The organism is Streptomyces sp. NPDC088910 (genome assembly GCF_044749865.1).
GTDB lineage: Bacteria > Actinomycetota > Actinomycetes > Streptomycetales > Streptomycetaceae > Actinacidiphila.
The window spans coordinates 21,840-37,574 of record NZ_JBIVIV010000007.1 but is presented as its reverse complement, the minus strand read 5'-3'; the positions used below and the strand labels follow the sequence as shown (position 1 = coordinate 37,574).

Here is a 15,735-nt window from a genome sequence, read left to right as displayed (position 1 = left end):
TCCGACGGCTCCGATTCTCCCAGACATCCGGCCCCCGATCGCCAGCGGATAACCCGGCCTGTGGATAACTCGCCCGCTCCGTCCCCACCTGTGGATAACCGGCTCGGCCCATCGGGGCTCGCGTGGGACACTGGGACCTCGCCTCACCGCGAGGCGAAGTCCGCTATCCACGACACACGGAACGGCACACCCATGGCCTCGGTCACCTCCCTGTCCGCTTCACTCCAGCAGCGTGTCTCGGCCGCCCTCGCGGCCGCCGTGCCGTCGGCCGACGGTGCCGACCCGCTGCTGCGCCGAAGCGACCGGGCCGACTTCCAGGCCAACGGCGTGCTGGGCCTCGCCAAGAAGGCGAAGGCCAATCCCCGGGAGCTGGCCGCCGCCGTGCTGGCCGGGCTGCCCGCGGACGGCCCCGACGGGCTGATCGGCGAGATCGAGGTGTCAGGACCCGGCTTCCTCAACATCTCGGTCACGGACACCGCGATCACCGCCAACCTCGCGCTGCGGGCAGCGGACGACCGGCTCGGCGTACCCCTGGCCGAGCACCCCGGCACCACCGTCATCGACTACGCGCAGCCGAATGTCGCCAAGGAGATGCACGTCGGGCACCTGCGGTCCTCCGTCATCGGCGACGCGATCGTGCGGATTCTGCGGTTCAGCGGCGAGACGGTGATCCCGCGGCACCACATCGGCGACTGGGGCACCCAGTTCGGCATGCTCGTCCAGTACCTGATGGAGCACCCGGACGAGCTGGAGAGCACGCAGACCACCGCGGACTCCGCGGTGGCCGGTGAGGCGTCGATGTCCCGGCTCGACCGGCTCTACAAGTCGTCGCGGACGCTCTTCGACTCCGACGAGGCGTTCAAGGACCGGTCCCGCAAGCGGCTGGTCGAGCTCCAGTCGGGCGACGCGGAGACGCTGAAGATCTGGCAGTGGCTGGTCGACGAGTCGCTGATCTACTTCCACTCCGTCTACGACAAGCTCGACATCGCGATCCAGGACGAGGACATCGTCGGCGAGTCCGGGTACAACGACATGCTGGTGGAGACCAGCGACCTGCTGGAGAAGTCCGGTGTCGCGGTCCGGTCCGACGGCGCGCTGTGCGTGTTCTTCGACGACATCAAGGGCAAGGACGGCGAGCCGGTCCCGCTCATCGTCCGCAAGTCCGACGGCGGCTTCGGCTACCCGGCCACCGACCTGTCGGCGGTGCGGGACCGGACGCAGAATCTGCACGCCACCACCTTGCTGTACGTGGTGGACGCCCGGCAGGCGCTGCACTTCCGGATGGTCTTCGAGACCGCCCGGCGGGCGGGCTGGCTGACCGACGAGGTCACCGTCAAGCACATCCCGTTCGGCACGGTGCTCGGCAAGGACGGCAAGCCGTTCAAGACCCGGGCGGGCGAGAGCGTCAAGCTGGAGGACCTGCTGGACGAGGCGGTGGAGCGGGCGACGGCCGTCGTCAAGGAGAAGGACACCAAGGGCGAGCTGTCGGACGCGGAGGTCGCCGAGCGCGGCACCGAGGTCGGCATCGGCGCGGTGAAGTACGCGGACCTGTCCACGTCCCTGGGCCGGGACTACGTCTTCGACCTGGACCGGATGGTGTCGCTCAACGGCGACACGAGCGTGTACATCCAGTACGCGTACGCCCGGATCCAGTCGATCATCCGGCGCTCGGGCGACGCGCGGCCCGCGGCCCACCCCGAGCTGCCGCTGGCACCCGCCGAGCGCGCGCTGGGGCTGCTGCTCGACGAGTTCGGCGAGGCGCTGGCCTCGACGGCGGAGACGTACGAGCCGCACAAGCTCGCCGCGTATCTCTTCTCGGTGGCCTCGGCGTTCGCGACGTTCTACGAGCAGTGCCCGGTCCTCAAGGCGGACAGCCCCGCCGTGGTGGAGAACCGGCTCTTCCTCTGCGACGTCACCGCCCGCACCCTGCGGCAGGGTCTGACGCTGCTCGGTATCCGTACCCCCGAGCGCCTCTAGGAGCTAGGACCCCTCGGGCCCCTCCGGCTCGCGGAAGATCGCCGCTGTGTCGAAGTCCCCCTGGACGACGTCGTAGGCGAGCGCCGCGAGCCGCAGGTGGTGCGCGCGGGCGTAGCGGCGGAAGGCGCCGAAGGCGTCGTCCACCGACAGACCCCAGCGCTCGGCGAGCACGCCCTTGGCCTGCTCGATCACGATCCGGTTGGTCAGCGCGGTCTGGAGCTGCACGCGCTCGACCTGGCTGCGCTCCAGGGTCCGCTGCTGGAGGATCGCGATCGTGGCGATGTCCGCGAGCGCCTGCGCCAGCAGCCGGTCCTCCTCGCTGATCGGCGTCGACTCGCGCTGGAAGAGGCTGAGCGCGCCCACCACCCGCTGCCGCAGCCGCATCGGGAAGGCGTGGGTGCGGACGAATCCGGCCTCGGTGGCCCGCGTGGTGAAGTGCGGCCAGCGGGTCCGGGTGATCGGCGCGGTCAGGTCCACGTCGATGCGGGCGTCGCCGGTGCGGAAGCACTCCACGCACGGGCCCTGGTCGTGCTGGGACGCGAAGAGCTCCAGCAGCCGGGTGCTCTCGTCGGACGCGGCCAGCGGGTGCAGCGTGCCGTGCTCGTCCACGAGCAGGATGCCGACCGTCGCGATGTCCAGCAGTTCCGCGCAGCGCTGGGCGAGCCGCTGGAGGAAGTCGATGATGTCGAAGTCGTCGGTGAGCGAGTCGGCGACCTCCACGAAGACTTCGGTGAGGCGTTGCACACGCGTCATGGGGATCAGTCCTTGTCTGCTGCGGTGGAGGGGAGGGTGCCGTCGCCGTTGACATCGAGGCGCAGCCGTCTGGCCACCACATCATGCGCCACGACGCGGATGGGCCGCCCGCTCCGGAAGGCGTGCGCCCGCAGGCGCAGGAGCGCGTCCGCGAGCGGGAGGCCGAGTTGCACGCTCGCCATGCCCGCCGCCTGGTGGACGACGGCGCTGTACAGCGTGCCGGGCAGTTCGGCGCCGCCCTCGTCCCCCAGGTAGCGGGCGGCCAGCGCGTCGGCGAGGACGAGGGCGTCGCCGGTCTGTTCGGTGCCGAGCGCCCCGGCCGTGGCGCGTACGGCGGTCAGCACGCCGATCCGGATGGCGCCGAGCGCGATCGGGAAGCAGAACACCGCGCGGACCGGCAGCCGTTCGGCCTCCGGCACCAGCGCGGGCCAGCGGTCGGCGCGCACGCGGCGCAGGTCGGGTGCCAGGACGGCGTGGCCGGTACGTACGGCGTCGGCGGCCGGGCCCTCGCCGACGGTGTACTGCAAGTCCTCGAAGGCACGGCTCAACGGGCCGGAGCACCAGAGCACTTCGGCCGCCTCCCGGCTCCCCGGGGTCTTCCGCGGCGAGGTGTCCCCCGCCAGAGCCGTCGACACGCCGTCCACCCCGAGCGCCACGGCCGCGAGACGCGCCCGCTGCGGCCACTCGCCCCGGCGCAGCGACACCAGTGCTTCCGCCATCGCGTCACTGATCACGGCTCAGCGCCCAACACCCTTTGTCCTGCGGCTGATCTGTCCGAGCGGCCACCCGCATGGCGTCCCCTCAGCCGGGTGTTGTACGGACGACGGACGCCGTGCGCCCGCCGACCTTATCCCCTGCGTGCGCGATCGCCCCGTTTTCCGGAGGTTACGGGCGCACGCCACGTTGACGGTGTACGTCGTCGGGGCCGCGCGCCCCGCGAAACCCCCGGCTCGGGGAGTCCCGGCTCCGTTTGACGCGGGTAGTTATACGACCCACAATCATTGTTATGACTACAACCAATTCGGCATCCGGCAAGCGCGTCCTGCTCATCGGCGCCTCCCGCGGCCTCGGCCTCGCCCTCGCGCGGGAGTGGCAGCACGAGGGGTGGCACGTCGTCGCGACCGTGCGCGGCACCCGGCGGACGGAGCTGCACGACCTCGCCGAGGCGCACCCGGACACCGTCGAGATCGAGACGGTGGACGTCACGGTCCCCGAGCAGGTCACGGCGGTGCGCGAGCGGCTGGAGGGGCGCGTCTTCGACCTCCTCTTCGTGAACGCGGGCGTCACGAACGAGCCCGAGGGGACGGTGGCGGAGACGTCGACCGAGGAATTCGTGCGGGTCATGGTGACCAACGCGCTGAGCCCGCTGCGGGTCGTCGAAACGCTCTCGGACCTCGTGACCGGGACCGGCACCATCGGGGTCATGTCCTCGGGCCAGGGCAGCGTGGCCAACAACGAGCGCGGCGGGCACGAGGTGTACCGGGGCAGCAAGGCCGCGCTGAACACCTTCATGCGCAGCTACGCGGCGCGGCACGAGGGCGAGTCCCGGCCGCTGGTGCTGATGGCGCCCGGCTGGGTGCGGATCGGCGTCGGCGGACCCGGCGGGCGGCTGACCGTCGAGGAGAGCATTCCGAACGTCGTCAGGACGCTCGACTCCCTCCGGGACAGCCCCGGCCTGCACTACGTCGACTACCTCGGCAACACCGTCGCATGGTGACCCCGCCCCCGGACGCGGAACCCGCCGCCCCCTCCGCCGAGACGGTCTGGGCCCTCATGCACGGCTTCGTCGAGGCCCACAACCGCCACGGCGAGCTGGCCGAAGCCCTCGGGTTCCGGCTCGGCGCCGGACGCGGCAAGGCCCTCTTCCTCCTGCGCGACGCGCCCCTGACCCTCACCCAACTCGCCGCGTCCATCGGCGCCGACGCCCCCTACACCACCCTGATCGTCGACAAACTCGAATCCCACGGCCTGGTCGAACGCCTCCCCCACCCCGCCGACCGCCGCCGCAAGCTCGTCACCCTCACCCCGGCGGGCCACGACGCCATCGCCACCGCCGACGCGATCCTCCACCGCCCCCCGCCGGCCCTCTCCGCCCTCTCCCGGAAAGACCTCGCCCACCTCACCGCCCTCCTGACCCGCCTCACCTCCGCGATGAGTTCCGGGCCCGCCCCGAGTCTCCTGTAGTGACCGCCGTCGGAAATCCGGCGCCGGACACGGCCGACGACACGGCCGAGAACACTCACGACAGAGCGCGGAGGACATCGTGACGAGCACGCAGGGCGAAGCGGGCGGCGGACGGCCGCCGGTGGTGGACATGGAGACGTGGCAGGCGGCGCGGGACGAGCTGCTGGTCAGGGAGAAGGCCCATACGCGCGAGGGGGACGCCATCGCGGCGGCGCGGCGCCGGTTGCCGATGGTGGAGTTCGACGGGTCGGTGGAGGTGACGGGCGCGCAGGGCCCGGTGCCGTTCAGGGACCTGTTCCAGGGGCGCAACGAGCTGCTGGTTTACAAGCACATGTGGCACGACGGGGCGCCGCACCAGGGCCAGTGCGAGGGGTGCACGGTCACGGCGTGGCACATGAAGGACGCCGCGTATCTGAACGCGCGCGGCATCTCGTGGGCCGTGCTGACGACGGGACGCTGGGAGGAGGTCCCGCCGTTCGTGGAGTTCATGGGCTACACCGAGCCCTGGTACTCGGTGCGCGACGTGGCCGCGCCGGTCGGCGGGGCGATGGGCCACCTCACCTCCTACCTGCGCGACGGCGACCGTACGTTCCTCACGTACGACACGACGGGCCGCGGCACCGAGGCGGCCAGCGGGAGCTTCGCGCTGCTGGACATGACGCCGTACGGGCGGCGCGAGGCGTGGCAGGACACGCCGGAGGGCTGGCCCGAGGGGAACGGTCCGTGCTGGTACTGGCGCGCGGACGTGGACGGGAACGCGACCTGGGGCCCGACCGGCCGGCCCGTACCGCAGTGGACGCGTCCCGGCGTGACCGCCGAGCAGACCCTGGGCCGCGGCGGCGAACACCACTGACGCGCCGCGGACGCCGTTGACGCGCCCGCCCGCCCGCACGCCACCCCGCCCCCGCCCTCACTTCCGTGAGACGAAAAACAGATAAGGCAGGTTGATAAGGTAGCCTTAGCATATGAACGAGGATCTGGACCCCGCAGCCGTCGCCGCCTCCCTCCTGACCGGCGTCGGCGCACTGGTGCGCCGCGCCCGGCAGGTGCCCACCGGCGGGGGCCTCACCATGCCCGAGCGGACGGCGTTGTCGCTCCTGAACCGCTCGGGCCCCACGACCTCCTCCGCCCTGGCCCGGCAGGTGCAGATCACCGCCCAGGCCATGGGCACCACCCTCGCCGGACTGCGGGACCGCGGCCTGGTCGACCGCGGCAAGGACCCGGACGACGGCAGGCGCGTGGTGCTGACGGTGACCGAGGCGGGTCGGCGGGCGCTGGAGGACAAGCGCAACGCGCGCACCGAGCAGATCACCCGGGCCCTGACCAGCGGCGCGTTCACCCCGGCCGAACTGGCACAGCTCGCGGCGGCGGCACCCCTGCTCGACCGGCTGGCCCAGGCCGTCTGACGCGACGGACCCCGCCCGAGGACACGTCGGGAAGCCCCCGGACGCGACAGGAAGCGAGCCGATGTCCCATCCCTCCCAGGCGCTGGGCGACCGGTACAAGTGGACGGCGCTGACCAACACCACCGCCGCCGTCTTCATGTCCGCGCTCGACGGCTCGATCGTCCTGATCGCGCTCCCCGCCATCTTCCGCGGCATCCACCTGGACCCGCTCGCGCCGGGCAACATCGCGTACCTGCTGTGGATGATCATGGGGTACCGGCTGGTCCAGGCCGTCCTCGTCGTCACCGTCGGCCGCCTCGGCGACATGTACGGCCGGGTCCGTATCTACAACTCCGGTTTCGCCGTCTTCACCTTCGCCTCGATCCTGCTCTCCTTCGACCCGTACGACGGCGGCCACGGCGCGATGTGGCTGATCGGCTGGCGGGTGCTGCAAGCCGTGGGCGGCTCGATGCTGACGGCCAACTCCGCCGCGATCCTGGTCGACGCCTTCCCCAAGGAGCAGCGCGGCTTCGCGCTCGGGATCAACCAGGTCGCGGCCCTGGCCGGGATGTTCATCGGCCTGGTCGCGGGCGGCCTGCTCGCCGCGTGGGACTGGCGCGCGGTGTTCTGGGTGAACGTGCCGGTCGGCGTCTTCTTCACCCTGTGGGCGTACCGCACCCTGCGCGACACCGGAAAGCGCGGCGGCGGCCGTGTCGACTGGTGGGGCAACATCACCTTCGCGGTGGGCCTGAGCGCGGTGCTGATCGCGGTCACCTTCGGCCTCCAGCCCTACGGCGGCCACACCATGGGCTGGACGAATCCGCTGGTCGTCGCCCTGGTCGTCGGCGGCCTCGCCCTGCTGGCGGCGTTCGTCGTCATCGAGAGACGCGCCACCTCGCCGATGATCCAACTGGGGCTGTTCCGGCTGCGGGCCTTCACCTTCGGCAATCTGGCGGGCCTGGCCATCTCGATCGGCCGCGGCGGCATGCAGTTCGTGCTGATCATCTGGCTCCAGGGCATCTGGCTGCCGCTGCACGGCTACGACTACAGCGACACGCCCCTGTGGGCGGGCATCTTCATGCTGCCGCTGACCGCCGGTTTCCTCGCCGCGGGCCCGGTCTCCGGCTATCTGTCGGACCGGATCGGCTCCCGCGGCCTGGCCACCGGCGGCGCGCTGCTGTTCGGCGCCAGCTTCCTCGGCCTGATGCTCCTGCCGATCGACTTCAGCTACTGGATCTTCGCGCTGCTGATCGCGCTCAACGGGATCGCGAGCGGCATGTTCGCCTCCCCCAACTCCTCCTCGATCATGGGCAGCGTGCCGGACGAGCTGCGCGGGGTCGCGTCCGGCATGCGGGCGACCTTCCAGAATTCGGGCACCGCCGTGTCCATCGGCGTCTTCTTCTCCCTGATGATCGCCGGACTGGCCAGCAGCCTCCCGCACACCCTCACCAGCGGCCTGCGGCAGCAGGGCGTACCGGCGCACGTCGCGGCCCAGGTCGGCGGCCTGCCCCCGGTCTCGTCCCTGTTCGCCGCGCAGCTCGGCGTCAACCCGGTGCAGCACCTGCTCGAACCCACCGGCACCCTGGCACGTCTGACGGCGGCGCAGCGGCAGACGCTGACCGGACACGAGTTCTTCCCCGACCTGATCTCGGGGCCCTTCCACTCCGGCCTGGTCATCGTGTTCGCCTTCGGCGCCGTCCTCGCCTTCCTCGCCGCCGTCGCCTCGATGCTGCGCGGCGCCAACCCCGCCGCTCCCGGCCGCGAGCGCCGGAAGCGCGAGCACCAGCCGTCCACGGCTCCCTGACGCCGCCGACGACCCCTCACCCCAGGAGAGACACATGCCCCTGCTCGGCCGACTCCTCAGCAACCGCAAGTCGGGCGACGCCCACGCGGCGTGGCACCTGCCCAACCTCCAGGGCCCCGACCTGCTGACCCTCACCAGCGAGGACTTCACAGACGGCGGCCCCCTGCCGCTGGAGCAGTGCGCGAAGAACGTCGGCGGCGCCGACCTCTCCCCGCGCCTGGCGTGGACCCCGCTGCCGGACGGCACCGCCCAACTCCTGCTGTCCGTCGAGGACATCGACGTCCCCATGTCCAGGCCCGCCGTGCACTGCCTCGCCCTGATCGACCCGGCGACGGCCGGCCGCCTGGACACCGGCGCCCTGTCCGCGCGCCAACCCGCCCCGGGCGTACGGGTGCTGCGGTCGACCATCGGCCGCGGCTACCACGGTCCCGCGCCGATCAAGGGCCACGGCCCGCACCGCTACGTCTTCCAGCTCTTCGCCCTCGCCGCCCCCGTGACCGACGGCGCCCCGACCACGAAGGACCTGACCCGCGCGCGCCCTCGTACCGTCCTGCCCGCCGTCGCCTCCCCCGTCCTCGCCCGCGGCCGGCTGACCGGGGTGTACGAGCGCTGACCCCGGCCGGCCGCGGCCTTGTGATCCACACTCTTGACGGCATATCGGCGCGTCATATGCGCATTTCGGGCGAACGGCTGTAATTCTGGCGGCCGTTGCGTCGCTCTCCGTCTCCCCCCGCCCGGACCGTCCCGTCCGGGCGGCGAGCGACGCGTGCCCGCCTCACCCAAGGAGCGCAGATGTCCCTGTCCCGTGCCGTGTCCCGCACCCGGTCCCGCCTTCTGGCGGTGCTCAGCGCCGCAGCCGTCGCGAGCGGGCTCGCGGTCGCCGTTCCGGCGGCGCCCGCCGCGGCGGCCGGTTCGTTCGTCGTCAGCGAGGCCCAGTTCGGCCAGATGTTCCCGGGGCGGAACTCCTTCTACACCTACCAGGGCCTGGTCCGCGCGCTGGACGCCTACCCCGGCTTCGCCCGCTCCGGCGACGGCTCGGCGCGCAAGCGCGAGGCGGCGGCCTTCCTGGCCAACGTGAGCCACGAGACCGGCGGCCTGCGGTACGTGGTCGAGCAGAACACCGCCAACTACTCCCACTACTGCGACCGCGGCCAGCCCTACGGCTGCCCGGCCGGCACCGCCGCCTACTACGGGCGCGGCCCTCTCCAGTTGAGCTGGAACTTCAACTACAAGGCCGCCGGTGACGCCCTCGGCATCGACCTGCTGCACAACCCGTCCCTGGTGCAGCGCGACGCCGCCGTGTCGTGGAAGACCGGGCTGTGGTTCTGGAACACCCAGAGCGGCGCCGGAAGGATGACCCCGCACAACGCGATGGTCAACGGCAAGGGCTTCGGTGAGACCATCCGCAGCATCAACGGCGACCTCGAATGCAACGGCAAGAATCCGGACGAGCGCAACGACCGCATCAACCTCTACAAGAAGTTCACCCGCCTCCTCGGCACCGACGTCGGCGGCGGCAACCTCTCCTGCTGACCCCCTCACCGGTCCCCCTGCCGGGGCGGCCGGCCGATCTTTTGAGGCGCGCGCCCCTCGGCGGTTCCCCTGCCAAGACGGCCAGCCGGTCTTTTAAGGGGCGCGGGGAACTGCGCGACCAGCCCCCACCGGGCTGTCAGCCCGAAAACAACAGCGTCTGCCCCGCTGGGGCCGGTTCTCAAAGGCGCACCACCGCGCGGGCTGAGCGCGCAGTTCCCCGCGCCCCCGGTGGGCAACCTCCTGGCGCAAGGGGAGAGCACAGGGGCCGCGCCCCCAAAAGCATGGCCCTGCGCAAGGGCACCGTGGGGCTACTTGGGGGAAAGGTGGCATATGCGCGTAGGGGAGGAGGCCGGGGTGGTAGGGATCAGGCGTCCCTGTCCCCCAGGTCAACAGGAGTTTGAGCATGCGGAAGTTGCTCGGTCGGACGGCTGCGATCACGGCGCTGGCAATACTTTTGCTCGCCTCTGTGCCAGGCCCGGCCTCGGCCGCCGGACCCGCACGACAGGGGCGGCCCTCGGCGATGGCCGACGAGTGCTACCGGCACCACGGCGTCTGGTACTGCGCGGACGACTGGGACTGGTATCCCGACCGCCACAGCACGGGCCCGGTCCTCTGACGAGGCCCCGCGGAGCCGGGCCGGGGCCCGGCGCCTGACCGCCGGGAAAGCCCGGCCCGCAGGGCCGCACCGTACGTCCCGGATCCCGTCCCCACGGTCCGGGACGCACGGCTGTCCGGCTGTCAGTGGTCGCCCCTAGAGTCGGGCGCATGGCGATGCTTCCTAACCCCCTGCCGCGACTCGCGGAGTTGGACCTGCGGCTGCCCGCGGGCACATTGGTCGACACGACGTTCGAGGGCCGCTGGCACGAGCCGCTGCTGTGGATGGCGGACGGCCCCGCGGCGGACGGCGCGTGGGCGAGTCTGCTGCCCGCGCGGGCGGCGGGCCTGCAACCGCTGCTGATAGAGGCGAGCGCGCCGTACTCGAAGGGCCCGGTGGACTGGCAGTTGATGCCCGACCACGCGTCGTACGCCGGGGACCACGACGCCGAGGAAGTGCTCGCCGAGTTCTGGGCGGGCCTGATCGAGGAGGACGCCGAGGACGTCGAGGAGGACGACGTCCTCGCGCCGTACGGCGCGGCGTGGCCGGGCCTGGCCCCCGCCGCGAAGGCCGTGGACGACCCCGACGACCTGGCCGCCGAGGTCACCGCCGACATGGTCGGCTCCGGCTGGCTGGAGAATCCGCGCGCGGCCCTGGTCCACGCCCGCCGCAGCGCCGACATACCCGCAGCGATCGGCTGGAGCGGCCCGCTCAACTACGAGAGCGACCCCGCCCGCCTGTGCGCCGTGCTCCGCTCGTGGGAGGACCGGTTCGGCATACGAGTCATCGCCCTCGCCTTCGACCGCCTCACCGTCTCCGTCGCCGCGCCCCCGAGCACCCAGGAAGAAGCCGAGGCCGTCGCCGCCGAGCACTACGCCTTCTGCCCGGACAACATCGACCAGGGCACCTACGAGACGCTGCGCGAGTACGCGGAGAAGGCCGTCCTCGACGTCCACACGTGGTCCTTCTGGTGGGACTGACGCCCGGTCAGCGGGCGGCGAACTCGCACCACACGATCTTGCCGGGGTTCCGCTCCCCCACGTCCCACTTGTCGGCCAGCGCGTCGACCAGGACGAGCCCGCGCCCGGACTCCTCCTGATCGCGCTCACGCCCCAGCCGGTCGGCCAGGTGCGGACGGCCGCCGCCGCTGTCGTGCACCTCGACCCGCAAGGTGGTGCCGAGGTCGCGGCGCAGCAGTAAGAGGAAGCCGCGCCCCGGGGGCACGCCGTGCAGCAGCGCGTTGGTCGCCAACTCGCTGACACACAGGAGGACTTCGTCCTCCCGGCTCTCGAATCCCCACGCGGTGAGGGCTTCCCGCGCGAACTCCCGCGCGGCGGGGACCGAGCGCCGTTCCCGACGGTAGAACCGCTCCCGGCGGTCCAGGTGCTGGACGTCTTCGTTCATGAAGCTCAGCGTCGCGCAGCGTGTTCGGGGTGTACTAGACCCGTTACCCGTACATGTCGCGTGTACGGGTAACGGCCGATACGGGTCGGGTGGAAGTGGGGTAGTTACGGTCGTATGCCACCACGCAAACGGCAGCAGCCGAAGCCGAAGAAGAACAAGTCCGCCTTCCAGTCCGTGGGCGCGCTCTTAGCCTTGTTCCGCATTGCGGCGGGTCACACACAGGCGGAGTTGGCCACGCTCATCATCGTCAGCGAGAGCAAGCTCGCGTCAATAGAGCAGGGACGGCGCCCGCTCACGCTCACCCTGGCCCGAGAGCTGGATCGCCTACTCGTAACGAAGGGCGCCCTGGAGGTCGCGGTGGCACACCTCCCCGAGATGGACGTGTTCCCGGAGTGGGCAGCCGAGTACATGGACTACGAGCACGAGGCCATCACTCTCTCCTTCTACGCGAACCAGGTGCTGCCCGGACTGCTCCAGACCGAGGACTACGCGCGCGCCGTCTTGAGCAACGACATCCCCACGGTCGATGAGGACGAGCTTGAATTACGCGTAGCTGCGCGTATCAAACGGCAGGACATCCTCCATCGCAGAGTGCCGCCCTCGACGAGCTTCGTCATCTCCGAGGCCGTGCTGATGGATCGCCTCGGCGACGAGGCCACCTACCGAAACCAGCTCCGCCACCTGCGACAATGCGCGGACACGCCGGGCGTGACAATCCAGATCATGCCTCTCGGCTTGTCCGCTCACGCGGGGCTCTCCGGTCCGTTCGTTCTCATCGAGACGCCGGAACACGATCATCTCGCCTACGCTGAAACTCAGCGCGGCAGCCAGATCATTCACGACCCAGACGGCGTGAGCATCCTGGCTCGCAAATATGCGATGCTGCGCTCCCAGGCCCTCAACCCCTTTGAGTCGAAGGGTCTGTTGGACCGGTTGCTAGGAGAGTGATGAGCGCCCCACTGAAGTGGTTCAAGTCCAGCTACAGCGGCAGCCAGGGCGGCGACTGTGTCGAGATCGCCTACGCCTGGCGTAAGTCGAGTTACAGCAGCGAGCAGGGCGGCGAGTGCATCGAGGTCGCGGCTCACCCGGCCGCCGTGCACGTGCGGGACTCCAAGGACCCCCAGGGTCCGAGCCTCACGTTCACCCCGGCCGCATGGGCGGCCTTCGCCACCTTCGCCGCGACCGCCACCGCCACGGCGGCGCCGGGTTCCGATATGACCGATAAAACGCCACTTCTTTAGGACATTCCTAAAAATTACCCGGGGGTAAGGTGGGCGGAATCCCCAATTCGCCTCAGTTCACCTCTAGGACACCCCACCTATGAGCACCGTTGTTCGCGGAGATGCCGCCCCCACCGGCTCCGCGCCGCTGCCCGACCTCGCACCGGTCCCTGAGCCCGCCGCCGGAGGCAAGGCCGGGAGCGGGGCACCGCAGCCGAAGAAGCGGCTGTACGTGCTGGACGGTCTGCGGCTGATAGCCGCGCTCATGGTGGTCGCCTACCACTACATGGGCTTCGACGACTGGTTCGAGTCCCCGTGGGGGAAGTCCTCGCGCGCGGTCTTCCCCGGCGTCCACGAGGTGGCCGGGTACGGATGGCTGGGCGTCGAGCTGTTCTTCCTGATCAGCGGGTTCGTCATCTGCATGTCGTGCTGGGGGCGGACGCCGAAGCAGTTCGCCGTGTCGCGGTTCGTCCGGCTCTATCCGGCGTACTGGTTCGCCATCGCGGTGACCACGACGGTGCTGGTGACGCGGCCGGGGGGAACGACCCTTGCCGCGAGCGACGTGCTGACGAATGTCACGATGTTCCAGGAGCTGCTGGGCGCGCAGGACGTGGACGGCGTGTACTGGTCGCTCTGGGTGGAGCTGCGGTTCTACCTGCTGTTCATGGTCGTGGCGATGATGGGGCTGACCTACAGGCGAGTGGTCACCTTCTGCATCGCCTGGCTGTTGCTGGCCGGAATCGCGCCGCAGTCGGGGATCGATCTGCTGCAGTTGATGATCGTTCCCCAGTACGCGGCCTTCTTCGTCAGCGGCATCGTGATCTACCTGATGCACCGGGTGGGGCCCACGCCCATACTGTGGCTGCTGCTGGGGGCGTCCTGGCTGATGGCACAGAACCAGCTCACGGATCTGGTGGCCAGCGCCGAGGCGTCCACGCACACCAATCTGTCGTGGTGGTGGTCGCTGGCCGTCGTGAGCATCTTCTACGGTCTCGTCCTGGGCGCCGCGCTCGGGAAGCTGAACTTCTTCAACTGGCGCTGGCTGACGGTCGCCGGTGCCATGACGTATCCGTTGTATCTGCTGCACGAAGACATCGGGTGGGAGATCATCCGGCACACGCACGGGGTGCTCCCGGCCCGCATCCTGGTTCCGGCGCTGGTCGCCGTGATGCTGCTGGCGGCCTGGCTCGTCCACACATACGTGGAGACGCCCCTGGCCAAGGCGCTGAAGAACTGGCTCCTGCCCAAGAAGCCGGCCAAGCCGGTGCCCGCGCCGACAACCGAGGCCGACTCGGAAGCGCCCGCCGGGTAGCACCAGCGGGCGGTCGGGCTCTAGGGCCCGTCCGGCGGGCCCTAGAGCCGCTGGGCGGCCTCGGTCGCCCAGTACGTGAGGATCATGTTCGCGCCCGCCCGGCGGATGGACGTCAGCGTCTCCATGATCGCGCGGTCGCGGTCGATCCAGCCGTTCGCGGCGGCGGCCTCGACCATCGCGTACTCACCGGAGATCTGGTACGCGGCGACGGGCACGTTCACCTCGTCGGCGACGCGGCGCAGCACGTCCAGGTAGGGCAGGGCGGGCTTGACCATCACCATGTCGGCGCCCTCCTCCAGGTCCAGCGCCAGCTCGCGCATCGCCTCACGGAGGTTGGCCGGGTCCTGCTGATACGTCTTGCGGTCGCCCTTGAGCGAGGAGTTGACGGCCTCGCGGAAGGGGCCGTAGAAGGCGGAGGCGTACTTCGCGGTGTACGCGAGGATCGCCACGTCCTGCTTGCCGATCTCGTCCAACGCGTCGCGTACGACGCCGACCTGACCGTCCATCATGCCGGAGGGGCCGACCACGTGGACGCCCGCGTCGGCCTGGACCTGGGCCATCTCGGCGTAGCGCTCCAGCGTGGCGTCGTTGTCGACGCGGCCCTCGGCGTCGAGCACGCCGCAGTGACCGTGGTCGGTGTACTCGTCCAGACACAGGTCGGACATCACCACGAGCGCGTCGCCGACCTCGGACACGACGTCGCGGATGCCGAGTTGGAGTATGCCGTCGGGCTCGGTGCCCTGGCTGCCGACCGCGTCCTTCACCTCGGGCACCCCGAAGAGCATGATGCCGCCGACCCCGGCCGCCGCCGCTTCCGCCGCCGCCTTGCGCAGCGAGTCGCGGGTGTGCTGGACGACGCCGGGCATGGAGGAGATCTCCTGCGGCGCGCTGATGCCCTCGCGGACGAACGTCGGCAGGATCAGCTCCGCCGGGGACAGCCGGGTCTCGGCGACCATGCGGCGCATCGCCGGGGTCGTCCGCAGACGTCGCGGGCGCGCGCCCGGAAACTCGCCGTATTGGCTGCTCATGGTTGCGCCGCCTTCCCGTGGGTCCGAACCCGTGGAGATCGAGGCACCCTCACGATCGAGGGCTCTCTCCCACGGTACGCCCGCTCCCGGTGTGCTTTTCCCGACGCCCAGTCGGCTCCGCAAAGGCCCGCGGCAATGCGGAGGAGAAGAAGATCCGTTCGCTTCCGCGCCGCGCAATTCGTCGGCCGCCGCCGTATCCGCGGAAAGGCGCCCACCGGAAATTCGGGCGTTGCCGACGGGCCATCGGTGTCGCGGCCCGCGGGCGTAATGGCCTATGGGTGCCACGGCCGGTGGAAGTCACGGCCCGGGGGCGTCGCAACCTGGTGCATGCGCCTTGCCGATGCGGGCCGGGCTCACCCGCAGAAGAGGCGCGCCTCCGGGCAGCGGTGCGAGGGGCGGTCGTAGCCGCGCGAGGCGAGGTCGTCGTAGAGCGTGGTGCCCATCGAGCGCGGGTCGCCCGCGCCGGGCGAGCAGAGGACGACCGGGTACGGGCCGCGGGGCACGAGAAATCCCCGGTGGGCAATTGCCGACCGGGGATCG

17 protein-coding genes are annotated in these 15,735 nt (G+C 70.8%); 12 read left to right on the top strand and 5 right to left on the bottom strand.

Annotation, left to right across the window (positions count from 1 at the left end):
• Positions 1-192 precede the first annotated feature (192 nt).
• Positions 193-1,977, top strand: coding sequence for an arginine--tRNA ligase (gene argS, locus ACIP4Z_RS17460; RefSeq protein ID WP_355340613.1), 1,785 nt, complete (start codon positions 193-195; stop codon positions 1,975-1,977).
• 3 nt (positions 1,978-1,980) lie between these two features.
• On the opposite strand, the gene ACIP4Z_RS17455 is transcribed toward argS, so the two are convergent.
• Together ACIP4Z_RS17455 and ACIP4Z_RS17450 are read right to left on the bottom strand one after the other, a co-directional pair.
• The gene (locus ACIP4Z_RS17455; protein WP_355340616.1) at positions 1,981-2,730 is read right to left on the bottom strand and encodes a GAF and ANTAR domain-containing protein; all 750 of its coding nucleotides are present in this window, start codon (positions 2,728-2,730) and stop codon (positions 1,981-1,983) included.
• Positions 2,731-2,735: 5 nt separating this feature from the next.
• The gene (locus ACIP4Z_RS17450; protein ID WP_401308983.1) at positions 2,736-3,449 is read right to left on the bottom strand and encodes a GAF and ANTAR domain-containing protein; all 714 of its coding nucleotides are present in this window, start codon (positions 3,447-3,449) and stop codon (positions 2,736-2,738) included.
• Between the two features lie 287 nt (positions 3,450-3,736).
• Between ACIP4Z_RS17450 and ACIP4Z_RS17445 the strand changes: the two genes are divergently transcribed.
• The 8 genes from ACIP4Z_RS17445 to ACIP4Z_RS17410 all read left to right on the top strand — a co-directional run bounded on the left by ACIP4Z_RS17445 (position 3,737) and on the right by ACIP4Z_RS17410 (position 11,211).
• Entirely contained in the window at positions 3,737-4,447 is a 711-nt protein-coding gene (locus ACIP4Z_RS17445; protein WP_401308980.1) for an SDR family oxidoreductase, read from the top strand.
• Positions 4,441-4,914, top strand: coding sequence for a MarR family winged helix-turn-helix transcriptional regulator (locus ACIP4Z_RS17440; protein ID WP_401308977.1), 474 nt, complete (start codon positions 4,441-4,443; stop codon positions 4,912-4,914). Before ACIP4Z_RS17445 ends, ACIP4Z_RS17440 begins: the two co-directional genes overlap by 7 nt.
• 79 nt (positions 4,915-4,993) lie before the next feature.
• Positions 4,994-5,767 carry a DUF899 family protein gene (locus ACIP4Z_RS17435; protein WP_401308974.1) on the top strand — a complete coding sequence of 258 codons (774 nt, stop codon included), beginning with the start codon at positions 4,994-4,996 and terminating at the stop codon, positions 5,765-5,767.
• A 112-nt stretch (positions 5,768-5,879) separates the two neighbouring features.
• Positions 5,880-6,320 carry a MarR family winged helix-turn-helix transcriptional regulator gene (locus ACIP4Z_RS17430; protein WP_401308971.1) on the top strand — a complete coding sequence of 147 codons (441 nt, stop codon included), beginning with the start codon at positions 5,880-5,882 and terminating at the stop codon, positions 6,318-6,320.
• A gap of 61 nt (positions 6,321-6,381) precedes the next feature.
• Positions 6,382-8,103, top strand: a complete 1,722-nt coding sequence (locus ACIP4Z_RS17425) for an MFS transporter (protein ID WP_355340633.1) — start codon at positions 6,382-6,384, stop codon at positions 8,101-8,103.
• A 34-nt stretch (positions 8,104-8,137) separates the two neighbouring features.
• Positions 8,138-8,716, top strand: coding sequence for a YbhB/YbcL family Raf kinase inhibitor-like protein (locus ACIP4Z_RS17420; protein ID WP_401308968.1), 579 nt, complete (start codon positions 8,138-8,140; stop codon positions 8,714-8,716).
• A gap of 179 nt (positions 8,717-8,895) precedes the next feature.
• Positions 8,896-9,636: a chitinase gene (locus tag ACIP4Z_RS17415; RefSeq protein WP_401308965.1), complete on the top strand. Its 741-nt coding sequence runs from the start codon at positions 8,896-8,898 to the stop codon at positions 9,634-9,636.
• A gap of 765 nt (positions 9,637-10,401) precedes the next feature.
• Positions 10,402-11,211 (top strand): DUF4253 domain-containing protein, encoded by an 810-nt coding sequence (locus ACIP4Z_RS17410; RefSeq protein ID WP_401308962.1) that lies wholly within the window; start codon positions 10,402-10,404, stop codon positions 11,209-11,211.
• Between the two features lie 7 nt (positions 11,212-11,218).
• Here the strand turns inward: ACIP4Z_RS17410 and ACIP4Z_RS17405 are convergent, their stop codons facing one another.
• A complete protein-coding gene (locus ACIP4Z_RS17405) occupies positions 11,219-11,635 on the bottom strand; it encodes an ATP-binding protein (protein ID WP_401308959.1) in 417 nt (138 codons plus the stop codon).
• Between the two features lie 114 nt (positions 11,636-11,749).
• Between ACIP4Z_RS17405 and ACIP4Z_RS17400 the strand changes: the two genes are divergently transcribed.
• The 3 genes from ACIP4Z_RS17400 (at position 11,750) to ACIP4Z_RS17390 (ending at position 14,167) form a co-directional block, all read left to right on the top strand.
• Complete coding sequence (locus ACIP4Z_RS17400; RefSeq protein WP_401308956.1) at positions 11,750-12,583, top strand: helix-turn-helix domain-containing protein; 834 nt, start codon at positions 11,750-11,752, stop codon at positions 12,581-12,583.
• Positions 12,583-12,876: a DUF397 domain-containing protein gene (locus ACIP4Z_RS17395; protein WP_391123901.1), complete on the top strand. Its 294-nt coding sequence runs from the start codon at positions 12,583-12,585 to the stop codon at positions 12,874-12,876. Before ACIP4Z_RS17400 ends, ACIP4Z_RS17395 begins: the two co-directional genes overlap by 1 nt.
• Positions 12,877-12,955: 79 nt before the next feature.
• Entirely contained in the window at positions 12,956-14,167 is a 1,212-nt protein-coding gene (locus ACIP4Z_RS17390; RefSeq protein ID WP_401308953.1) for an acyltransferase family protein, read from the top strand.
• Positions 14,168-14,208: 41 nt separating this feature from the next.
• Here ACIP4Z_RS17390 and hemB read toward each other — a convergent pair whose 3' ends face one another.
• Together hemB and ACIP4Z_RS17380 are read right to left on the bottom strand one after the other, a co-directional pair.
• Positions 14,209-15,195: a porphobilinogen synthase gene (gene hemB / locus ACIP4Z_RS17385; protein ID WP_401308951.1), complete on the bottom strand. Its 987-nt coding sequence runs from the start codon at positions 15,193-15,195 to the stop codon at positions 14,209-14,211.
• Between the two features lie 353 nt (positions 15,196-15,548).
• A complete protein-coding gene (locus ACIP4Z_RS17380) occupies positions 15,549-15,698 on the bottom strand; it encodes a hypothetical protein (protein ID WP_401308948.1) in 150 nt (49 codons plus the stop codon).
• Positions 15,699-15,735: the final 37 nt, after the last annotated feature.

What these genes read in the sequence shown, in the direction of transcription:
- argS (WP_355340613.1), top strand. Translation starts at nt 193, where the DNA reads ATGGCCTCGGTCACCTCCCTGTCCGCTTCACTCCAGCAGCGTGTCTCG.
- ACIP4Z_RS17455 (WP_355340616.1), bottom strand. Translation starts at nt 2,730, where the DNA reads ATGACGCGTGTGCAACGCCTCACCGAAGTCTTCGTGGAGGTCGCCGAC.
- ACIP4Z_RS17450 (WP_401308983.1), bottom strand. Translation starts at nt 3,449, where the DNA reads ATGGCGGAAGCACTGGTGTCGCTGCGCCGGGGCGAGTGGCCGCAGCGG.
- ACIP4Z_RS17445 (WP_401308980.1), top strand. Translation starts at nt 3,737, where the DNA reads ATGACTACAACCAATTCGGCATCCGGCAAGCGCGTCCTGCTCATCGGC.
- ACIP4Z_RS17440 (WP_401308977.1), top strand. Translation starts at nt 4,441, where the DNA reads ATGGTGACCCCGCCCCCGGACGCGGAACCCGCCGCCCCCTCCGCCGAG.
- ACIP4Z_RS17430 (WP_401308971.1), top strand. Translation starts at nt 5,880, where the DNA reads ATGAACGAGGATCTGGACCCCGCAGCCGTCGCCGCCTCCCTCCTGACC.
- ACIP4Z_RS17425 (WP_355340633.1), top strand. Translation starts at nt 6,382, where the DNA reads ATGTCCCATCCCTCCCAGGCGCTGGGCGACCGGTACAAGTGGACGGCG.
- ACIP4Z_RS17420 (WP_401308968.1), top strand. Translation starts at nt 8,138, where the DNA reads ATGCCCCTGCTCGGCCGACTCCTCAGCAACCGCAAGTCGGGCGACGCC.
- ACIP4Z_RS17415 (WP_401308965.1), top strand. Translation starts at nt 8,896, where the DNA reads ATGTCCCTGTCCCGTGCCGTGTCCCGCACCCGGTCCCGCCTTCTGGCG.
- ACIP4Z_RS17410 (WP_401308962.1), top strand. Translation starts at nt 10,402, where the DNA reads ATGGCGATGCTTCCTAACCCCCTGCCGCGACTCGCGGAGTTGGACCTG.
- ACIP4Z_RS17405 (WP_401308959.1), bottom strand. Translation starts at nt 11,635, where the DNA reads ATGAACGAAGACGTCCAGCACCTGGACCGCCGGGAGCGGTTCTACCGT.
- ACIP4Z_RS17400 (WP_401308956.1), top strand. Translation starts at nt 11,750, where the DNA reads ATGCCACCACGCAAACGGCAGCAGCCGAAGCCGAAGAAGAACAAGTCC.
- ACIP4Z_RS17395 (WP_391123901.1), top strand. Translation starts at nt 12,583, where the DNA reads ATGAGCGCCCCACTGAAGTGGTTCAAGTCCAGCTACAGCGGCAGCCAG.
- ACIP4Z_RS17390 (WP_401308953.1), top strand. Translation starts at nt 12,956, where the DNA reads ATGAGCACCGTTGTTCGCGGAGATGCCGCCCCCACCGGCTCCGCGCCG.
- hemB (WP_401308951.1), bottom strand. Translation starts at nt 15,195, where the DNA reads ATGAGCAGCCAATACGGCGAGTTTCCGGGCGCGCGCCCGCGACGTCTG.